23 protein-coding genes and 1 pseudogene are annotated in these 18,418 nt (G+C 47.0%); 5 read left to right on the forward strand and 19 right to left on the reverse strand.

Features of this window, described 5'->3' with window-relative positions; all coding sequences use genetic code 11:
• Positions 1-59: 59 nt before the first annotated feature.
• Entirely contained in the window at positions 60-1,244 is a 1,185-nt protein-coding gene (locus LZP96_RS22170; protein ID WP_001272971.1) for a ParB-like helix-turn-helix domain-containing protein, read from the reverse strand.
• 416 nt (positions 1,245-1,660) lie between these two features.
• Positions 1,661-1,837 carry a hypothetical protein gene (locus LZP96_RS22175; RefSeq protein ID WP_001371930.1) on the reverse strand — a complete coding sequence of 59 codons (177 nt, stop codon included), beginning with the start codon at positions 1,835-1,837 and terminating at the stop codon, positions 1,661-1,663.
• A gap of 510 nt (positions 1,838-2,347) precedes the next feature.
• Here LZP96_RS22175 and LZP96_RS22180 point away from each other — a divergent pair.
• The 4 genes from LZP96_RS22180 to LZP96_RS22195 all read left to right on the forward strand — a co-directional run bounded on the left by LZP96_RS22180 (position 2,348) and on the right by LZP96_RS22195 (position 5,252).
• On the forward strand, positions 2,348-3,292 hold the full coding sequence (locus LZP96_RS22180) for a DUF5417 domain-containing protein (protein WP_000778029.1): 945 nt from the start codon (positions 2,348-2,350) through the stop codon (positions 3,290-3,292).
• Positions 3,293-3,390: 98 nt separating this feature from the next.
• Complete coding sequence (locus LZP96_RS22185; RefSeq protein WP_004248816.1) at positions 3,391-3,990, forward strand: hypothetical protein; 600 nt, start codon at positions 3,391-3,393, stop codon at positions 3,988-3,990.
• A gap of 59 nt (positions 3,991-4,049) precedes the next feature.
• On the forward strand, positions 4,050-4,400 hold the full coding sequence (locus tag LZP96_RS22190; RefSeq protein WP_000743059.1) for a hypothetical protein: 351 nt from the start codon (positions 4,050-4,052) through the stop codon (positions 4,398-4,400).
• A 531-nt stretch (positions 4,401-4,931) separates the two neighbouring features.
• A complete protein-coding gene (locus LZP96_RS22195) occupies positions 4,932-5,252 on the forward strand; it encodes a hypothetical protein (protein ID WP_000332796.1) in 321 nt (106 codons plus the stop codon).
• Between the two features lie 608 nt (positions 5,253-5,860).
• Here the strand turns inward: LZP96_RS22195 and LZP96_RS22200 are convergent.
• From LZP96_RS22200 to relB, 3 genes are all read right to left on the reverse strand, one after another.
• A complete protein-coding gene (locus LZP96_RS22200; protein WP_001447866.1) occupies positions 5,861-6,019 on the reverse strand; it encodes a type I toxin-antitoxin system Hok/Gef family toxin in 159 nt (52 codons plus the stop codon).
• A 71-nt stretch (positions 6,020-6,090) separates the two neighbouring features.
• Positions 6,091-6,378: a type II toxin-antitoxin system mRNA interferase RelE gene (relE, locus tag LZP96_RS22205; RefSeq protein WP_000323025.1), complete on the reverse strand. Its 288-nt coding sequence runs from the start codon at positions 6,376-6,378 to the stop codon at positions 6,091-6,093.
• On the reverse strand, positions 6,378-6,617 hold the full coding sequence (gene relB, locus LZP96_RS22210; RefSeq protein ID WP_000534858.1) for a type II toxin-antitoxin system antitoxin RelB: 240 nt from the start codon (positions 6,615-6,617) through the stop codon (positions 6,378-6,380). Before relB ends, relE begins: the two co-directional genes overlap by 1 nt.
• Before the next feature lie 24 nt (positions 6,618-6,641).
• On the opposite strand from relB, the pseudogene LZP96_RS22215 reads away from it, so the two are divergent.
• Positions 6,642-6,758, forward strand: a pseudogene (locus LZP96_RS22215) (hypothetical protein); the annotation flags it as partial.
• A gap of 121 nt (positions 6,759-6,879) precedes the next feature.
• On the opposite strand, the gene LZP96_RS22220 reads toward LZP96_RS22215, so the two are convergent.
• From LZP96_RS22220 to LZP96_RS22285, 14 genes are all read right to left on the reverse strand, one after another.
• Positions 6,880-7,803 (reverse strand): cation diffusion facilitator family transporter, encoded by a 924-nt coding sequence (locus tag LZP96_RS22220; RefSeq protein WP_000167917.1) that lies wholly within the window; start codon positions 7,801-7,803, stop codon positions 6,880-6,882.
• Between the two features lie 199 nt (positions 7,804-8,002).
• Positions 8,003-8,575 (reverse strand): cytochrome b/b6 domain-containing protein, encoded by a 573-nt coding sequence (locus LZP96_RS22225; protein WP_001515348.1) that lies wholly within the window; start codon positions 8,573-8,575, stop codon positions 8,003-8,005.
• Between the two features lie 475 nt (positions 8,576-9,050).
• Positions 9,051-10,289 carry an IS110-like element ISEsa2 family transposase gene (locus LZP96_RS22230; RefSeq protein WP_258926360.1) on the reverse strand — a complete coding sequence of 413 codons (1,239 nt, stop codon included), beginning with the start codon at positions 10,287-10,289 and terminating at the stop codon, positions 9,051-9,053.
• Between the two features lie 421 nt (positions 10,290-10,710).
• Positions 10,711-12,051, reverse strand: coding sequence for an ISNCY family transposase (locus LZP96_RS22235; protein WP_000589001.1), 1,341 nt, complete (start codon positions 12,049-12,051; stop codon positions 10,711-10,713).
• Between the two features lie 174 nt (positions 12,052-12,225).
• Positions 12,226-13,595, reverse strand: a protein-coding gene (locus tag LZP96_RS22240) for an IS3-like element ISKpn8 family transposase (protein ID WP_085949440.1) whose coding sequence is annotated in 2 segments (ribosomal slippage) — positions 12,226-13,115 and positions 13,115-13,595 — 1,371 coding nt in all. Because the reading frame shifts where the segments join, the coding sequence is not laid out codon by codon here.
• Positions 13,596-13,927: 332 nt separating this feature from the next.
• Positions 13,928-14,533, reverse strand: a complete 606-nt coding sequence (locus tag LZP96_RS22245) for a hypothetical protein (protein WP_000137794.1) — start codon at positions 14,531-14,533, stop codon at positions 13,928-13,930.
• Between the two features lie 216 nt (positions 14,534-14,749).
• Positions 14,750-15,031: a hypothetical protein gene (locus tag LZP96_RS22250; RefSeq protein WP_000703842.1), complete on the reverse strand. Its 282-nt coding sequence runs from the start codon at positions 15,029-15,031 to the stop codon at positions 14,750-14,752.
• Positions 15,032-15,176: 145 nt separating this feature from the next.
• Complete coding sequence (locus tag LZP96_RS22255; protein WP_000802040.1) at positions 15,177-15,353, reverse strand: hypothetical protein; 177 nt, start codon at positions 15,351-15,353, stop codon at positions 15,177-15,179.
• A 53-nt stretch (positions 15,354-15,406) separates the two neighbouring features.
• Entirely contained in the window at positions 15,407-15,718 is a 312-nt protein-coding gene (locus tag LZP96_RS22260; RefSeq protein ID WP_000633161.1) for a hypothetical protein, read from the reverse strand.
• A 222-nt stretch (positions 15,719-15,940) separates the two neighbouring features.
• Positions 15,941-16,141, reverse strand: coding sequence for a hypothetical protein (locus tag LZP96_RS22265; protein ID WP_000814953.1), 201 nt, complete (start codon positions 16,139-16,141; stop codon positions 15,941-15,943).
• A 39-nt stretch (positions 16,142-16,180) separates the two neighbouring features.
• On the reverse strand, positions 16,181-16,405 hold the full coding sequence (locus tag LZP96_RS22270) for a hypothetical protein (protein ID WP_000551490.1): 225 nt from the start codon (positions 16,403-16,405) through the stop codon (positions 16,181-16,183).
• A 54-nt stretch (positions 16,406-16,459) separates the two neighbouring features.
• On the reverse strand, positions 16,460-16,663 hold the full coding sequence (locus LZP96_RS22275; RefSeq protein ID WP_000781547.1) for a hypothetical protein: 204 nt from the start codon (positions 16,661-16,663) through the stop codon (positions 16,460-16,462).
• Between the two features lie 552 nt (positions 16,664-17,215).
• Complete coding sequence (locus LZP96_RS22280; protein WP_001371932.1) at positions 17,216-17,707, reverse strand: DUF3085 domain-containing protein; 492 nt, start codon at positions 17,705-17,707, stop codon at positions 17,216-17,218.
• 4 nt (positions 17,708-17,711) lie between these two features.
• A complete protein-coding gene (locus LZP96_RS22285; protein WP_001165367.1) occupies positions 17,712-18,023 on the reverse strand; it encodes a DUF957 domain-containing protein in 312 nt (103 codons plus the stop codon).
• Positions 18,024-18,418 lie beyond the last annotated feature (395 nt).

The following is an 18,418-nucleotide window of genomic DNA, read 5'->3' on the forward strand; positions in this document are numbered from 1 at the left end:
GTTTCCCCTTGTCCTGAAAAAGTTACCGACCCGTCCGGATGGAGGGGTCGGTCAGAAAATCATGCCTGTCCCTTATTCATCTTCTCAGCATGCTTACGCAGGTACTCTTTCAGGTCAGCATGAGCATTGATGATATCGTTCATTTCATCATTGGTCAGAACAAGCGTGTAAGTATCAGTGCTGACAGATTCACCTTCTTTAAGCTTGGCTTCTTCAGCAATACGTTCAAAAATCGGGATCGCGGTGTCGGCAATGACGGTCACGGTCTTTTTGTTCAGAACGCTGGACATGGATGGTGCTTTACCTGCCGGGTTCTGTTTAGGAGCGCTGTCCTTTGGAGCCGGAGCTGGTTCCTGTACCGGTGGCGTAACCAGCGTCTCTGTATTGCTTTCATCATTCAGTTGATCCGGTACCGGGGTGTTAACGGTAGCATTACCTGCCGGTTGCTCATCACCGGAGTTTTCCGGAGTCTGCGGATCTGCCATGCGCTCTTCTACCTTGGCAGCTTTGACGAATTTCAGCGTGTTTTTCGTCGCTTTACCATAGATGGAGATCGCCTTGTTGATGTTATCTACCGCATCCTCACCGCTGTACATATACTCGTCCAGCGCAACGTACATGCTCACCTGATCGCTCACAAGCATGGTCTGTAGTTCAGAAGGCAGGTCCAGTACGCGAACCATCTGGCGAAGATGCTGCTCTGATTTACCACGTTTTTTTGCCAGTTCCGCAAAGGTCTTAGGCTCTTCTTTATCTTCAACAAGACGCTTAATTGAAAGCGCTTCAGCTACGACAGACAGCGCCAGGTTGGAGTTGCCGGTCAGGGTGAAGAGTTCTGCTTTTGAAGCGCTACCGCGAAACTCTTCGCAGCGAATACGAGTAATGCGTTCACGCCCTTCTGCTTCCAGCTGGCGGTTTGCAATAGCGATGGAACGGATACGGCAAGCCCCCTGACGCAGTACAGGTACGCCATTAACCATCTGAACAACGATAGGCGTCACGCTGAACGGGTCTTCCATGTAGGCATCGGCCAGGCTGTTCAGGTGTTCCACAACGTGAGGCATTGAATAGTAGAGCTCGCCCATACCGGCCGTGCGGGTGTTAAAGCCTTCCTGCTCTACAACAACCGAAGGGTCAATGATAAGGCCGTTACCTTTACGGGCACCGTTACCAGTGCGTTCCAGGTAACCACGAAGGCTGATTTCGTTGCTGTTGTTTTTTACTTCAGTTTCGATTGCGGACATTTTTGTTCTCTCTTTTGGTTGGTTGTTTAACTGCGCTACAACACAACAATACCAGGTTCGACATTTTTTCTAATAGGTTGCACAGAAGAAAAAGTAACTTTTCTTAAAAAAAATTCCTGAGACAATACTACTCGATCCGTCCGTTTTAAATCTTCACAACAGTGGGCCGTTTTTACGTTTAAGCAAAATAGCTGGTTCAGAAGGTGAGTCGGAGAGAAAAGTTACTTTTCCGGTTGTCTGGGCCAGTGATGAGAGAGTGGCAGGACAGGAATGGCTAAACCGGTGCGGGTCTCTTGTAAGTCGCAGGGGATTGAGGAGATATAGAGGTAAACCGGTACGTTCAGTTTTTGGATTGAGCCGGGCTTTTGGCCCGGGCTTAAGGAAGCGGAAATTTGAACGAACTGGCAGGTAATGATTTATGCCGCCGACAGCTGGCCGTCAGTGCTTTGCTGTTCTGGTTTGACAGTTGGGGGATAACCGGCAGTTAGCCGCTGGCATTCCGCATCACAGAAAGCCCTGAGGTTGCTGAAGACGGACTCCATGAAATCAGCATGAGCATACGAGTCTACAGGACGTGTCTTGTTATCTTTCATCTTGTTCTCCTCAATCATTATTAAAACCAGCGGATTTAGTTCCTGGCGCTCCATCTGCTGACCGGCTTTCCCAGAGAGCAGCGATGTGTCGGGTTCTGTTTCTCATTTTATCGTTTTCATCGGGCCCATCCGGCCGTATAAGAGACCGATTTGGCATGTTTAAGAAACGTACTGGCGACATTAAAAGCTGAGGTTGGCTTTGGAATAAAAGGATACTTTTCCCGTTTGTCAGGTCTTTCGCTACCGCTGCACGATGATTCTGTCAGGCATTCTGCGCCCTCCTTGGCTGTACATCTTGAAACAAGCGGTGGGATGTTCCCTTCCCCCTGCTCACCGCAGAATAATTGGCAAGTCCCGACGGTCGTTCCGTACGAGCCGGGTCCAAATAATGAATAAATACAACGCCACTTCAATTGTATTGACAATAGAAGTTAGGAGGATCATAGTGTCATTCATGGTGCGGCTTTCGCACCACCGCCCCGGCGGTACCGGGCAGAACTGGAGTACCTCATGAAACTTTCCCGTCAGACGACTTCTGATACTTCTGTTGATGGCCGTTCACGCGCATATGCCTGGGGCCGTGTCCATTATTTCATTATCGAACATGCACCAATGGCTGAGCTGGTCGCTATTGACGAGCTGCTGGAAAAAGCTGGCTGGAGCAATGACGGCTGTCCGAACTATGAGAAAGATGACGAGTTTGGTAATGCTGGTTACAGCTGTGGTTACTGGATCGATATTGACAGCGTGGGAAGCTTCAAGGCTGACTACAAACGTCTTAAGGGTGAGATTAGTGCGCATATCGCCTCAAAGGCGGCAGAGGTGGAGATCCGCGTACTGGACTCGATGTCCGACAAAGAATGTAAAGATGTTGCCTCGGTGGCATGTACTGTTCGCCGTGACTTACGTACGCAGTCCGAATCGCTTCATTCACTGCGTACTATCGTAACGGTTGATCATTACAATCCCTATGTGATCACCAGCCGCCCGCTGAGCATTTCCGCCTGGACACTTATCCACGACTGTCTGAAAACCGGCACCATCAATGACGTCTGTTCACGGTTGAGTTCATTAATCCTGCACTCTGAAGCCGCGATTGCCCGTTGTAAGGGAAGCTCCGACTACTCTTCGGAACACGCTCAGCTATCGTTTTTTGCTGGTAACGACTATGTCACCAGACGCACCCTTGTTGATGCAGCTCACGAAGAGGCTCTGCGAATGAACCGCCGCTTTGATGAACGTATTGCAATGAACGCGGATTCTGATGCCAGAAGGCTCCAGTGCGAATTCAACCTGAGCAACCATGTCGTACAGCGTCGGACCGTTGAATCTGCTCATATCCAGGCAATCAACGAAGACGTCACCCGTTCACAGGCGGAACCACGCTGCCCTGGAAAGCTTCTTCTGAAAATGACCAGTCATGAGGAAGTGCGGGACTCACTGAGCACCTGTTAGTCCAGCGACACCCCCTGCGGCTCTACTACCGGGCCGCAGTCTGCTCCGGCCAGATGGTGCCAGTGGCGTAATGAATTTGTTTAATAAGGCTGAGTATGATGAATAAAGAACAACTAATCGACAAACTGGAACGCGTGGTATGTGGTCAGTACTCCTACGAAATGCAGGAGCTTGCGTATTCGGCCCTCTGCTGCATTAAAGGCACCCCGGACGACTGCGCTAAGTTCCCTGTTACGCGTCCGCTGCCTGACACCTTAGTGGACGTATGGGACGAGATCGGGCAATACCTTGGCACAGGCAAAGCCATTGAAACTCGCAGTTGCGGCGTTTCGCTTCTGCTTCATGGACACTGCTACGATTCAAATCATGTGCTGTACTGGCGCAATGCTGGCGCACTTCCAGCAGCTTGCGATACGCCACTGGCTGGTGGGTCTCGCAAACTGTTCACCTGCTCAGCCTGTGGAGTGGACGGTCTGGATGAACCACCTGAAACCAGTTGCCACTGCTGCACAGAGGGGGCCCACTGGATTGAGAGCAGGCTCTTCACCTCCGGGCAGGCAGACCCTGAAGAATTTAGACCCGTGGCGGTCGTGAAAGAGTGTGCAGGCTCAACGCCGGATGATCGGCTCATCTGGAGCGTGATTGAACAGCTCAACGGCGAACTGGCGGAAGGCGATAAACTATTTAAGCAACGCTGACAGATCACGTCAGCATTTATATCAGACGAACTCCAGAATAATTTAAAGCAACCATGAACATGAAAAAGCCCAAAGCTGCATTACAGAATGCCATGAAAGAAGATGTGCCAGCTGTGACACAGATTCAGATGCGATCTACGGTTTCCAGAAAGGTTCGCTATGTAAAACAGGCAAATCGAGAGGGTCTGAAATTATCTGAGTGGATGTCGCGGCATCTCGACGCTGTCTGTGATACCGCAGATGAGATTCATAAAGGCAAACGCTCAACTCCGGTTGCGCCTGGGAAGATTCCCCCTGAGGTATACCAGGTGATATACGATCAGTGCGGCGGGTTCGTGGAGTGTGATGCTAATGCCCAGGTAATCTGGGAAGCCTGCCGTGATGCCATTCTTAACGGAGACAAAGGGTAAACGGCAGGTATCGCCTGTCATTTTTACCCTTGTGAGGAAAATCCTGATGAACCATGAGAGCCGAACTGTATACCTGAACACGGCCATTGAGGCCCTGTTGAAAGCTGAGGCGGCTCTGAACGAGCTGGCATTAGCCTATGTACTCAAACCAGGTGAAAAGGCAAGCGCATGCCATCCCCGAACCGGTACGCTTTCCACAGCTTCCCAGGTAAGAAAACTTCGCCGTGTTCTAGAAAAAAACAAGTTATGACGGCCCTTATACGCTGGCATAATGTACCGTGCTTCGCTCATCCCAGCAGTATGGGTTTTAAACTCTTCCATTTTTAAGAGTACGGGAAGAGCCTTATTATTGTCGCATACCCTACGGATGCATTGCAGTTCAAACCGCTGTTCGGTGCAATTATTGCTGTATCCGGCGGATTTGAAAATGACAGAAATAGTGATGTAAAGCTCCGCCATTAAAGAAATGCCCCGTAGTTTGGCGAATCAACTTTCTGAATTATCTCGATGAACACCATTTAAGGAAATCGAATGTGTGATTTTTGCAGGGCTGACGAAAATTACTTTCATATGGCAGAATGCGTGTATGACCAACTGGTTAAAGAGTATCCCGTAATGTGGCTGCGGGATTCAACCCGGATCGGGGCCTGCTACCTCTGTCGAGAACTGCTGTCGCCGGAGGGGATGGTCCTGGCGATGCAGAGCGCTTTCCCTGCGAAGGGATGGCGGCTGCGTATTTGGTACAATGAAACCATTGACGAAGAGATAGAACCGCAGCGTGGAGACTGTATTGAGCTGTCCTCCAGGGCGGACGCTCTGCTGTCCTTCATGTCGTTCCAGGAAAAGGTTTAGCGCTGCGGCCCCCCTCACAAAAAGGCGCTTTCCGCGACAAATCTGGTACGACCGGACAACGTTGAGTCAATTCTTGCTTCCCCGCAGAAGAATCCCTATGAAGTAAAGTAGAGGTAGGCATTACGCCCACCAGCAAACCTGATAACTGTTCTTTGCGTAACATCCTCAAACTTCTGGTGCCTTCGTAGACTGCGATGCGAATGCCCATGAGCTGAATTCACCGTATCATTTGACCGGATGCAGCGAGAACAGAAATGACAATGTTTGAACGATTTGCCAGACGGCCATAAAACTCTACTGGGTACAGAATAAGGACTGACCGCAATGGCTACGTTCTATGAGCTACCGACCAGTGAGAAGTCCATTGTTTCCGGTACGTGCCCGGACGAGCACCGGTGAAATTTTTCCCGACTGGATTACGCTAAGGCTTTTGAACGGTTTGCGTGAAGTGGGACTCTTTGGGTCTGGTTCTTGATTTATACAAAAGGCTATATGCCACAAGACGGGAGGAAAAAAGGGTTTCCCCGACTGGAGAAACCCTTTCAAAAGGTGCCGATGGCATACTAATCCACACCCCGAAAAGAGGGGGTTGCCCCCCTCTTTGTCAGCTACTTACCGGATTCGTAGGCCAGGATAGCAGATACCTCCCTTGTTCCGTCTTTCATCCGCAACTCGCAAAGCGAGTTTCGTGTGAGCCAGGTGAATATCAACAGCGTTAAACAAACTATTAATATGCACAAAACAATGGGTTGGTTCGGCATTTTCATGGCCTTCTTCTCCTGTCAACGCAAAGCAGAAGTGTCACCATCGGTGCGAAACAGAGATGTCATGCTTTGGTTCAGAGAATGCGTTTGACCGCCTCGCTATATACTTCCGAGCGTTCTCTTTTCCCAACAGAAATCACGAAAACGACAACTTTCTCGTCTATAACCTGGTATACAAGGCGATAGCCTGAAGACCGGAGCTTAATCTTGTAACAATCAGGCATACCACGGAGCTTGTTTGCTTCAATCCGGGGTGACTCAAGTACTTCAACCAGCTTCTTTTTCAACTGTTCACGTACCGTCGAGCCCAGCTTTCGCCATTCCTTTAGTGCCCGCTCGTCAAAATCCAGAAAATACGCCATCAGAGTTCATCCAGCGTCACACGTACTGGCTTAGGATTACGAAGTCGTTCTTTCACTATCTCCACAAGTTCAGCATCTTCATCACTCAGGAGTGTCTGTTTGAACGGCAAGCGTTCATTGTCAGCGATATACTCGAGCATGAGACGAAGCGCTTCAGAAGGAGTTACGCCCATTTTTTCAAGCGCGGCGTAAGAACGCGCTTTAAGTTCATCGTCAATACGTAGGTTAATGCTACCCATGTCTTACACCCCTTGTAATTACAAATGTCATTACAAGTATCGCACTACAACATGCTTAGGGCAAGTCACGAAGTAAGTCAGAAAGTAGTCGTAAGAACGGTGATCACTGTCCGCTTTGTGCCAGAAGCGGACTTTTTAAAAATATTGCGTGCCCAACAATTGGGCGCAGGTCACATCAAGTACCCTCAGAATTATAGAGAATACCTGAAATTTTTGTAGAGCGAGGTTTGTTACCCTGCCCGACCAGCGACATGTGGTTAGTTTAGTGATCAGAAATGTCGAGCGTTTGGTCGTTCATTGACGCGGGATCTTCCAACGGTTCCACATGAGTGGTGATATGGATAAAAGGCAGTGCGGTGCGGATATCATTCTCTATACGCTCGGCCCAGTCGTGCCCATATTGAACAGTCCATCGCCCAGGAACTAGGATGTGCATTGTCATAAACGCCCGCCCGCCAGCCTGGCGTGTACGTAGTGCATGGAAATCAAGCCCCTGTTCACGATATCCTGCCAGCAGTGACTCGATTTTTTTGAGTTCTTCCGTGGGTAGCGATACGTCCATCAGACCTGCAGCTGAACGACTCATAAGCTGATAACCAGTCCAAACGATGTTGGCTGCGACCAGCAATGCAACGATCGGATCGACCCAAAACCAGCCGGTCAGATAAACCAGTCCGACACCAAAAATGACACCGACCGACGTCCAGACATCGGTCAGCAGGTGATGAGCATCTGCCTCAAGAGTGATAGAGTTGTGCTGCCTGCCAGCCCTTAACAAAATGCGAGCCGTCACAAAATTAAGGATTGATGCGACTGTTGAAACCAGTAATCCGAGACCAATCTCCTCAAGCGGCTGTGGAGTTAACATCCGCTCAACTGCGGTATAGGCGATACTGGCTGCCGCCAATAGGATCAGAAATCCTTCGAAAGCACTCGAGAAATATTCGGCTTTGCCGTGCCCATATGCATGGTTCTCATCGGCCGGAAGCGCAGCCAAGGTCAGCATCCAGAGCGCCATTAGGGCTCCTGCGAGGTTAACTACGGATTCGATGGCATCAGATAGCAGACCGACCGAACCGGTCATTTTCCACGCCACACCTTTGAGTCCGATAGTGGCAATAGCCGTGGCAATGGAAAGCCAAGCGTAGTGCGTCAGCGGACGAGGTAACCCTTTTGTTTTAGTCATTATTAACTTCCTAAAATAGGACGACTAACTCACATTTCTATCCATGATAGATAATTAAACAATCATTTCGCCATGAATATTTTTTCGTTTTTATTAAATTTAATTAAAAAGTCTCTGCAAGTGCTGTTTCATCTTCTAGTAAACTAAATTTTATTTTTAGGGTTTTCTTCAACTTGAAGTAATATTATCTCACAACAGATTAGTCACTTAGGTTAACTGAGCGGCTTTTATATTTTTCAATTAAAATATGCAAAACTCCCATTGCACCATGTGCATAAAAATAGACCTCAATGAAAGTAGTAAAGAACTTATGCCAGTGGATTACTGTTTCAGCCAGATTTGACTGCATGGTATTCAACAAGAACCATAGGCCACCTGAAAGTGCTACAATTAGCAATGCTAGAACTCCAAATCCTTGGATTGTACTGGCAATACCTCCCGAATGTGCATCGGGCAGTCGGAAACTAGTCAACGTTTTTATATCTTGCTTAATACCACTAAAGTCAAGCCCTACCCATGAAAAATAATAAGTAAAACCTCTTTGAGTAAGCATCCAACTTAACATAATAAAACCACAAATAATCAGTCCTAACCCTGAAATAATGTGCATCCAGGTTATAACTCCTTCAAGACTATGTTCACCAATTGCTTCGGTCTCTGTCAGATTAGAGTTAATAATTTGTGATAATATTAGAAATGCCACAATGATGTGAAGAATACGAAAAAAAGGAGCGTAATCATGGGGTAATAGATTCCAGAGTCGCAATTTCATTAATGAGTCCTTAGTAAATTTATCGATGATCTTAATCATACAAAAGAATTATTAGGATAACCTTAATTCTTAAAATTGCAGCAGGCATTAGTTCACCTCTGATATGGCCACTTGCGAAATGGGAATGGTAACTGTTATTACTATGTGTTTACTTGCTGTTCTTGTTACGCAGCCCCTTAAACACATTACTTTCAAATATGATTTCCTGCTGGGTTTAAATATGTGTCTTTCTATAGTGCGGCAACCTATTTTTACACCAACTCATGAATTAAATAAGAATCATAAATTAAATGAGAGGTTTAATTCTCTTGCTTAACGCGATGATATTAAATGGAAATTTTAATTTTTGTAATTTATTAAACAGTTAGAATGAGACATGGTAAATACGATCTTCCTTTAGATAATTCTGATAGCACTTTTTCTACTGGGCAGTCTGCAATGTCCGCTTCACGCCCTGAGACATTCGACAAGCTTTTTATGGCTTCAGTAAGGGCGAGTGTCTCGCTTCGAGAGCCAGCAAATATTTCGCTTCGTCATAACAGGTTCTGGCCTTCCAGCAGCGGTAAATGATCCTTATCCATTTGAACGCCAGTGCCCGGATCGCAGACTGATGAGATTTGCCCTTTTCTCTAAGGCCCTGATAATACAGTTTGGCCCAGTATGATGAATTAACCGTCTTGGCAGCCCATTCAACAAAGGTCTGCCTGACGAACTTGGCACATTGCCATCGCCAGTGAACCCATGATTTTTGGCCGCTTCGTTCGGTCACCGGTGCTATACCTGCGTAGTTTTGAATTTCTTCAGCGCTGTTAAACCGGTCACGATTATCACCAAGTGCAGCAAGCATCCATGGGCCCATGCACGGTCCCATGCCCGGAAGTGATTTGAACAGCCCCGCATCTGGCAATGTGTCAAACAGCGTTTCGATTCGTTCGTCATAGGTTTTGATGATTTCACTCACGACTTTAATTTGTGTCGCCAGTGCTGCTGCCATCAAAGCATTAGCCTCTATAACACTCGGGTCTGTAGTCAATGGGATCGCATTATCAATACTCGCAACACGTTGCTCGGTAAGGGCCATAGCGCGACCACCTTTGGCATTCAGAAAGTTGCGGATCGTGTCGCGTCTGGCTCGTTTCAGTTGTTGCAGACTGGGCCACCGGATAATCAGCTCACACAACAGTAAGCTACCCCGATGTGAGAACCACTCCAGTGGCTGAGGATAATACTGTTTAAGCGTGTTGATTATCCGGTTCACAAAGCGTCGTTTATCTTCAACCAACTGACGACGTTGCTCAACCAGTTGCTGAAGTAAGCGAATATCCGCATTGTCGGGTTCAATAGCTTTTATCTTCTGGGGGTAACGCAGCATTAACTCTAATGCCAGCTCGGCATCCTGCGGATCATCTTTAGCGCCGCTGGGCGAGAAGGCTTGCCGATAACGAGCCAGGGACAATGCGTGGACGGGGAAAACGGTGATAAAGGGGTATTTTTGAAGAGCATATACCACGGGGCCCTTCTTCAGTTCGAGAGCTATTGCGATTCTACCTTTTACTTTCTGGTGTAACTCAGTAAGCCAGGCATCAAGCGCTTCTGCTGTATGTTCAATCACATCGAATACGCGTTCACCGTTTTTAAACTGAACACAGACATCGTGTTTTTTATCAGCCCAGTCCAGACCAACGTGCGCAGCAAATTGATTAGTCACAGTCATCACCAACTCCTTTTTATCGGGGATTGGTATGCATTCCACGCTCTTCGAAAGAAATATAGCCAGCAGTTTATCTGCATGCCCTGAGTATTCGTTAGCGAACGTGGAGCACCTACTGGCTCGAAAGAAAAGCGGCGATCATCACATGATTCTCGCTCAATATTCGTAACCAGTAAGCGCATACCCTGAATCACTTCAAAGTGTAATTCTCAGGGTACGAATGACTATATCTCGCTCTTAGCGGACATTAGCATAGGCTATTTACCATAACGCCGCATTACGCGTACCGCTCAGACGGCCTGAGCGCGTTTCTGACGTGTCCCCGTTAAAAACAGTAACAAACCACCCGAAAATGCACGCCAGAAACGCTACGTAAGAATCTATCCTATGACTGGATATGCACTCAACTGAATAACGCCTGGTTTCAGTCCATTTTATCGGGATCAGCCTTCTTTCTGGGTAATTTAGGGGGCTTCACTTGCTGATTACTTTGCGTGCGGCGCGTGAGCCAAGGATGGTCAGCTTTAGGTTTTACGTAGAATTTTGAGCGTAAATCAAAACGGGCATTATCCACACGTTCATGGACACTTTTTTCATCATCCAGTGGTATAGGCTCCGGGCCATCAACATATTTTTCCCATCCCAACGCTTTCCCATCATACAGAACCTTAATTTCACCGTTAAAGCTTTCGCATACCGTGACAACCGAATGCCGAAGTCGATATCCCCGGCCTTCACTGCGAATCTGAAACGCACTGCTTTTGTACTGGAAAGTGAGATTTTTGGAGAGAACGCGCTTCGCCTGGAGGCTGAAGATATAACCCAGTTCCTCTTCAGAATGGTGTACATCAAGATGGGCGTTATCAGCAATACGAGGCGGCGTAGCAAACCGGTTGTTATAGGCTTCAATAAAGGTCGGCAACCATGCGTTTGCTGTTTCAATATCACTGATACCCTGAAGCCGCATTTCTTTGACCAGCCTGTCCTGCAGTGTCTGATTGGCACGCTCTACCCGCCCTTTTGCCTGCGGGCTGTTGGCATGGATTGGCTCGATGCCCAGTGTCTTTATCGCACGTGTGAACTGAGTCAACTCTCCTTCCCGCTCCGGGTTATTTACTCTGAATATACTGTGTCTGTCAGAATAGAGAGCCAGTGGTACGCCATGATCATTAAGGTAACCCCGGAGGGTTTCCATGTAAGCCCGGGTTGTTTCTGCAGGAGCGAATCGTAGCGCCATCAGAGCGCTGGTAGCATCATCGATAAAGACTATCAGTGTGCATTTGGGGCCCCGACCTTCAAACCAGTCATGAGGCGAGCCATCAATCTGGATGAGTTCACCGTAGGATGGGCGCCGCATCCGGCGCTGATAAATTCGGGCAAACTTACGACGACGTTCGCGCCATATGCCCTCCTCTACCATCCACTTCCTGAGAGTTTCAATGGATAAACACAAGCCGTGTATCTCGCGCAATTTTTCGCACGCAAGCGTAGGTCCAAAATCAGCGTAGCGGCCTTTGAGGAGTGAAATTACTGTTGCTCTGAATTCGGTAGAAAAGGAATTATTGGGACGCTTTCCACGTCGGCGGGAAACTAGACCAGAAGGCCCTTCATTTCTATACCGTTGCACCAGACGTTTAACCTGCCGAATAGAAATGCCAATGCGTGCCGCAGCTTGTTCCTGAGTAATATGGCGATTAAGTGACTCCTGAATAATGTGAAGTCGGTCGAGTTCCTTATGACTCATCGTAACAGTCTCTTTGATCATGAAAAATCCCCCAGAGAATTGTCTGGGGACATTTTAGAATGGTTCAAAGGGGACATTACAGCTTGGTGTTAACAATGGCCTTCTTCTCCTTGCATTTAAGCAGGCAAGAGGCTACTCTGAATGTGACTAGCATACAGGGGCCTCGGGTTGTACTGACCCCAAAAAGTTGGACAGTTAAACACGAGGCACATAGGTCTGGGTTCGATATTCAATTGGACTCAGACCTTTTAATTTCAGGCTAATTCTTCTGCTGTTGTAGTAGTCAATATATTCCGTAACAGCATCCTTCAGTTCGCTTATATTACTGAACTCGTCAAGATAAAAACACTCCGACTTTAAGGTTCCAAAGAAACATTCCACGACTGCATTATCCAGACAATTGCCTTTTCTGGACATGCTCTGTGTAATGCCTTGTTCTTTAAGGATGTTTTGATACCTTCTCATACGATACTGCCATCCCTGGTCAGAGTGCAGAATAGGATGCTCGTGAGGCTTAAGCTTTTTGAATGCCTGATCGAGCATATTCTCGACCATGTTCATCACAGGTCTTTCCGACAGGCTGTAAGAAATAACTTCGTTGTTGAAGAGATCTATTACTGGAGACAAATACAGCTTTCGCCCATTGACTGCAAATTCAGTAACGTCGGTAACCCACTTCTCGTTTGGCCGTGTAGCCTTGAAATCCCTTTGGAGAACATTGGGGGCGGTTTGCCCTACCTCTCCTCTGTAGGAGCTGTATCGCTTGACCTTAATCGCTGCCTTAAGCGAGAGGGTTCCCATCAGGCGCTGAACGGCTTTATGGTTAATCCGTTCCCCGTCTCGATGGAGAGACAACGTTACCCTACGGTATCCGTAACGACCTTTATTCTCGTGATAAATCTCACCAATACGCTTTTTAACATCCGCATACTTATCAGGCTTGCTGAGAGCCTTTAGATGGTAATAAAACGTACTGCGCGGTATCTCCGCTGCCTTGAGAAGCTCATCAAGAGGGTAAAACTGCCTTAGCTCGTTGAGTACTTTCACTTTTTCGCGGGATGAGCTAAGGCTTTCAGCTTTTTTAGATACGTAAGCCGCATTTCAAGGAATCGAACTTGTCTTTCAAGATCCTCAATACGTCGGTCTTTCGACAGCTCCAATGCTAACGCCGCTTTTTCTGGATCAACTGACATTGTAATGTTTCTTTTGGTGCCGATCTTGAGTGCGCGTAAACCAGCTTCTCCGTGCTCCTCATAGACTTTCAGCCACTTGGCTACAGAACCACTACCAGCAAGCATAAAGTGAGCAGCAGCCTGATTGAGGGACATCTGCTGCTCGGTCACGGCTTTCACGACCTTAATGCGCAACTCTGGATCAGCACTAACGCCTTTAGGTTTGGGAATTAAACCTTTTTCTCCATGTTTTTCATAGAGGGCAACCCACGTCCTGACCTGTGTTCGAGGCACACCAAAACGTGCAGAGATGATCCTGTAACCATCATCAGTTGTGAAGTAGTGATTCACGACTTCAAGGCGCTTTTCGAAGGGGTATTTTGGCTTTGACATATCAGGGACTATTCCATTTCATCGTCCAACAAAATGGGTGCAGTACAGGTTAATTGAAAAATTACTCGGGGCTTTCTGCTTTTACCACAGTCAAACAGTGTTACCGCTGGCTGGGGCAAAAGCCTCCAGCACCAGCGTTATTATACCACCCTGCCCTGATCAGCCAAACACCCCGCCTACATAAATTACTGATTTTTCATTTATTTGACATGATTCACTTCCGGTTGTCGGCGAAAGTCATTTTATACTAAAGAAAAGGGTAACGGGCAGCTGCTGGGTCGGAACATACAGTGCAGTTCCTGCCCGTTTAATTTCCGGATGCAATGGTAGGATCAGGAGGCACTGCTTCCGTTGATTAGGGAAATCTTATGTGCCTGAATACGGCTGTATTCGAGATGGGATGCAATATTACAGATGCGCTCCAGTCGATCATGCAGCCTCGTGTAGGTCAGTCGATGAATACCGGACATTTCATCAAGTAGCCAGCGCTTGATGTAAGGGTTACAGGAAAGCCGGGCAAGATCGTCGTCATCCACTTCGTCAAAGAACCAGTACTGCTCCATCGGGACTACCTGAAATATCCACGGCCGGGGATAGTCCCCTGTGACAACCAAAAACCATGCAAGAAAGCATAGACACAGCTCAACGACCATAAGCATCGAAAATTGCGAATAACTTAGACCGGGCACATAGGGTGAACTATCCGCAACATACCCCCTGAGCAATTCCGCCACAAGGTAGCCCAATAGCGTCAAGGCCAGCATCAGGGTCAGGATTAATCCCCCATTAAACGCTACCGAAGCCTTTTGAACCCGATCAGGTGCTGTCCGGCTGCGATAGTTGGTCACTACTCTTTCTACAAGTGCCCTTATGGCAGCCTGTTCTTTACTGACATCAGCTCCGGAAAAACCGGACGGGCTTTTATTTAATTCAGTCATACCCCACTCCTGTTATGTGCTCTACTTAACAAACACGTAGATCATACAGAGCTCACGGACGCACTCCTGCCAGATAAAGGAGGGAATTTGGCTGTAAGACGGTTAGCCAACAGTTCAGGTTATGCGTGGGATCCGCCCAGTCAGAAAGGATTCCGTTAATAACAGGCAAGGTTAAAGGCAGATGGACGGTGAAATTGTGGGTGCTAAAAGGGGGTATTACTCTTTTTCCTGCATAGCGGTTTTTTCAGCCCGGGTGGCCAGACGAACATTTCCGAAAGGCTCACGGACAAGCAGTGGCTTCTCCTTCTTCCAGCCCCTGATAGCCGTTTCTCCAAACCGACGTGGTGCATTGCCGTTCCAGCGAGCAATCACATGGTTATCATGAATTTCAATAATGACAACGGGGTGGACAATGACCGTTGAAATGGTGGTATTTCCCATTTTGGTACGGGTTACAGACCAAACCTGCATCCCGGATTCCAGCTGGCTGATTTTCATATTATATCCTTAAGCCATCACGAACTGCGCCACAAACAATTAATGTGGCGCAATTTACCATAAACAATAAACATCAGATACCCGTGAAAAGATTTCCCTTTATTTTAAAATTCTTCTGGAGAAAAAATGATATTTCCAGAAGAGGTCAGCGAAATTCAGAAACGGCCATCACAATGGTGCTGCGCTGACGCTGGCGTTCTGCCTTGCGCTGCCTGCGGCGATAGATCTGTTTTGCGCTGACGTAAGGGCAGTCCTCACGGGTATACCAGCAGCAGCCGCAAGGTTCGGGCCGGGGTTTTCCGGCAAGTCCAAATGGTTTCATCAAGTCACCTTTTTAATGTTTTTAATGGAAAGATACTTACCTAACCCATTGTTTTATAGGAAATAACGTTGTTGCATAAACAGATACAGATAACCCTCAGGAGAAAACATGCAAAGGTTATCAGTGATAACCGCGTCCAGATACCGAGTGTCAGTCTGTAAACGTTTTATCACCAGAAAATGTGCTGCCGCAGCCTTAATGCCAGAACTACCGTTTACAACATTATGTATACCCGCTTTGAATAACGAACGAGCATGAATTACCTTTTCCCGGGCCGCTTCGATCTCAGCATTAATAACGCATTGCCGCGCCTGGATGACTGCCTCTCCGGTTAAATCGCGGAAATTCATTAGAGATGTGATCATGATTGACTCTCCAGATTATGTGGAATCATTATAACAACTGGCACCACGCCACAAATAACCTGAGATAAATTCTTTGAAATATTCCTATATATAAGGAATTACAGTCGGAAAAGAAACAATGAAATAGCGCCGACCGCTTAAAATCGATAAATTAAAATGGACGGCACTGGAATGAAAAACTGAAAGTAGTAAGACCGTAATTATCCTTCACGGATGTAAGCTTTAAAAGAGGAGTACTGGCAAAGCTTTGCCAAGTACTTCGGCGGTTGTGTCTACGATTTTACGGATGTCATCGATCTGCGAAGGCTTATTCAACACCACCGTAAAAAGCTCTCCTTCGTTATCAGCCTGCTCGCAGTTTCCGTATCGGCTCCCGTCGTACAGCTGCACAATACGTGACATAGAAGACTTTGTTTGTTTCATGGCTTTGCACCTGCTTTTAGGCAGTTTGGTTACTGGTTATCAGAAGCTGGTTTCATGCGCTTCCGGCTGGGACACGAACTGGTATTTGACGCCGCCAGGCACACCTACTGCTTCGGCAATAGAGTCGCAAAGCCGCGATAAATCATTTAGTGTCATCGGATATTCAATATCTACTGAATATAAAGCACCTGCATTTTCAGCATCTTCGATGTTTTTATACTGGGCACTAAATATAGCAATGGTCTGAATTTCGTGGTTATGCATGAACCGGTCCTTATTAAATTATAAAAGCCACCCGAGAGTGGCCTGAGTGGAAACTTAAATCTGTGAAGTATATTTGAGAGATTTTTTGCGATCCAGATGCCGGGCAACAATGGTTCCGATAACAAGTAGCGTGATGACCGCACTGAAGAAGGTGCTGTCAGGGACGCCCTGGAAAAAATCACTGAAACTGTAAACAATAAAAATCAATGCGCAAAAATAGAAAACGATACGAACATAAGGGGTAAAAAACATTTTCATCGGTTGCCTTCCATTCAGGGAGAATTCTCAGTAATTACATCACACCTGAAGAGAAACTATTTTCGTATAAATGAGCATTTTCGACATATCAGAGGGGGGTTTTACTCATAAATGAGGTAGTAAGGGTCACACTTGAGATGAAAGTTACTTTCCTGGCTGCGAACGAACTATCTCAAATGTTAGAGGTGTGCGTTCGCCTTAAGAGCTTCATGCCCTGAGGAGCTCAACTTGAGCCGATAGTATAAACCTGGCTCCAGATGCCTTACTGGCTGGCATAACTCCACGAGGCCCAGCCGGAACAGGACCGGAGAGCTCCTGCACGTCACATCATCAGGATTCCCCATAAACGTACGCCGTTCTCTGGCCCGTCTGAAATTGCCAGAGATATCATAGATCGTGCCGGATGCCATCCGTCTTAACACGTAAATCTGCGCCCTTGTAAGCTTCTGGGCGGAACTGCTTAAACCTGACATACCTTCCCGGCCTTATATAAAACAATCCGCCAGCAGCTCGACTGGCGGACAATGTTTGACTGGAAACAGCAAGGACATACTATTTGCTGACAAGTTTGATATTGGTTTCACTCATTCGAAGTCGAAACTCCTGAAAACCCTGCTCTACCGCTAACTCCAGCCACTCAACGGGAATGGTATAGCTACAATCAGACCCACCCAAAGCGGCATCACAAGCGTAATCCCAGTCCTCATCCAGTTTTGGATTCATCCCCTGGGCGTAAGCCACAGTATCGCGGGATGCGGGAGAGCCCTCAAGCTCAGCATTAGTGATCAGGTATACACCATGACTGTGCGCGAGAAGCACTTTTGGCACCAGATGTGTGCTGGCAATTTTTGAGGATGAGGGAAAGAAAACCCTACCAGCTTTACGCGCCTCTTCTTCAGTCTGTCCCTCAGCGTTAAGGAGGGCTCCCCCCGGATAGCATGCCGGGTCATAGATCTGATCTGGGGTGACCGAAAACGTTTTTGCGGTGCGAATTTCTTCGATCAGTTTATTGATATCTGCCATTTCAAATACGAGAGTGGTCACAGGCTTACTCTCCCTCTTCAGTGGACAACATCAGATACTTTGTTGCCAGCAGAAGCTCTCCCACATCCTTGAGGGACAATTCAGCTTTGCCTTCTACGGCAAGCTGCAAGCGCTGTCGAATTGCATGAACAGAATCTGAAGATAAAGATGCCATTTTGCGCAAAACGGCATTAGCCTTTTCTACAGCAGGATACAGAATTTCTGAGTTGGTATTATCTTCGTCATTATCAAAGATAATTTCAGAATCCATATTGATGTTATCTTCAAGCCAGCTTGAAAGCACTTCAAGTAATGACATCACCTTTTCAATTTGCATATCGCCTCCTCTGTTAACATGAAACAAATATAACAAAGTGGCTTACCCGGCTAATAACCTGAGCAGAAAGTTTTCGAACTTAGTTTGAAAACAAGTTTTCTGCTCAGGTTAATGTTAAAGTCGCTGGGTAAAAGATAAAAGGCACTGAAGATGATTTAAGCATCAAACAGACTAAATAGGATTCCGTCTTTTATAACGCTTTTAAAATAGAATGAATGAAATATAAATTTTGCGTTTAAGAATGAACGCTGTAGAGGATGATTTATCCTGTGATATGCAGTTTGTGGCCTTTAAAAAGGCGGTGATGCTGCCAACTTACTGATTTAGTGTATGATGGTGTTTTTGAGGTGCTCCAGTGGCTTCTGTTTCTATCAGCTGTCCCTCCTGTTCAGCTA

Origin of the sequence: Huaxiibacter chinensis (assembly GCF_022171985.1) — a bacterium.
Classification (GTDB): domain Bacteria; phylum Pseudomonadota; class Gammaproteobacteria; order Enterobacterales; family Enterobacteriaceae; genus Enterobacter; species Enterobacter chinensis_A.

Excerpts from the sequence above, each read along its gene's own strand:
- relB (WP_000534858.1), bottom strand. The coding sequence starts at position 6,617 with ATGGGTAGCATTAACCTACGTATTGACGATGAACTTAAAGCGCGTTCT.
- LZP96_RS22190 (WP_000743059.1), top strand. The coding sequence starts at position 4,050 with ATGAAAAAGCCCAAAGCTGCATTACAGAATGCCATGAAAGAAGATGTG.
- LZP96_RS22250 (WP_000703842.1), bottom strand. The coding sequence starts at position 15,031 with ATGAAAATCAGCCAGCTGGAATCCGGGATGCAGGTTTGGTCTGTAACC.
- LZP96_RS22245 (WP_000137794.1), bottom strand. The coding sequence starts at position 14,533 with ATGACTGAATTAAATAAAAGCCCGTCCGGTTTTTCCGGAGCTGATGTC.
- LZP96_RS22255 (WP_000802040.1), bottom strand. The coding sequence starts at position 15,353 with ATGAAACCATTTGGACTTGCCGGAAAACCCCGGCCCGAACCTTGCGGC.
- LZP96_RS22220 (WP_000167917.1), bottom strand. The coding sequence starts at position 7,803 with ATGACTAAAACAAAAGGGTTACCTCGTCCGCTGACGCACTACGCTTGG.
- LZP96_RS22170 (WP_001272971.1), bottom strand. The coding sequence starts at position 1,244 with ATGTCCGCAATCGAAACTGAAGTAAAAAACAACAGCAACGAAATCAGC.
- LZP96_RS22285 (WP_001165367.1), bottom strand. The coding sequence starts at position 18,023 with ATGCAAATTGAAAAGGTGATGTCATTACTTGAAGTGCTTTCAAGCTGG.
- LZP96_RS22260 (WP_000633161.1), bottom strand. The coding sequence starts at position 15,718 with ATGATCACATCTCTAATGAATTTCCGCGATTTAACCGGAGAGGCAGTC.
- LZP96_RS22200 (WP_001447866.1), bottom strand. The coding sequence starts at position 6,019 with ATGAAAATGCCGAACCAACCCATTGTTTTGTGCATATTAATAGTTTGT.
- LZP96_RS22235 (WP_000589001.1), bottom strand. The coding sequence starts at position 12,051 with ATGATCAAAGAGACTGTTACGATGAGTCATAAGGAACTCGACCGACTT.
- LZP96_RS22195 (WP_000332796.1), top strand. The coding sequence starts at position 4,932 with ATGTGTGATTTTTGCAGGGCTGACGAAAATTACTTTCATATGGCAGAA.
- LZP96_RS22225 (WP_001515348.1), bottom strand. The coding sequence starts at position 8,575 with ATGAAATTGCGACTCTGGAATCTATTACCCCATGATTACGCTCCTTTT.
- LZP96_RS22265 (WP_000814953.1), bottom strand. The coding sequence starts at position 16,141 with ATGAAACAAACAAAGTCTTCTATGTCACGTATTGTGCAGCTGTACGAC.
- LZP96_RS22270 (WP_000551490.1), bottom strand. The coding sequence starts at position 16,405 with ATGCATAACCACGAAATTCAGACCATTGCTATATTTAGTGCCCAGTAT.
- LZP96_RS22275 (WP_000781547.1), bottom strand. The coding sequence starts at position 16,663 with ATGAAAATGTTTTTTACCCCTTATGTTCGTATCGTTTTCTATTTTTGC.
- LZP96_RS22180 (WP_000778029.1), top strand. The coding sequence starts at position 2,348 with ATGAAACTTTCCCGTCAGACGACTTCTGATACTTCTGTTGATGGCCGT.
- LZP96_RS22175 (WP_001371930.1), bottom strand. The coding sequence starts at position 1,837 with ATGAAAGATAACAAGACACGTCCTGTAGACTCGTATGCTCATGCTGAT.
- LZP96_RS22230 (WP_258926360.1), bottom strand. The coding sequence starts at position 10,289 with ATGACTGTGACTAATCAATTTGCTGCGCACGTTGGTCTGGACTGGGCT.
- LZP96_RS22185 (WP_004248816.1), top strand. The coding sequence starts at position 3,391 with ATGAATAAAGAACAACTAATCGACAAACTGGAACGCGTGGTATGTGGT.
- relE (WP_000323025.1), bottom strand. The coding sequence starts at position 6,378 with ATGGCGTATTTTCTGGATTTTGACGAGCGGGCACTAAAGGAATGGCGA.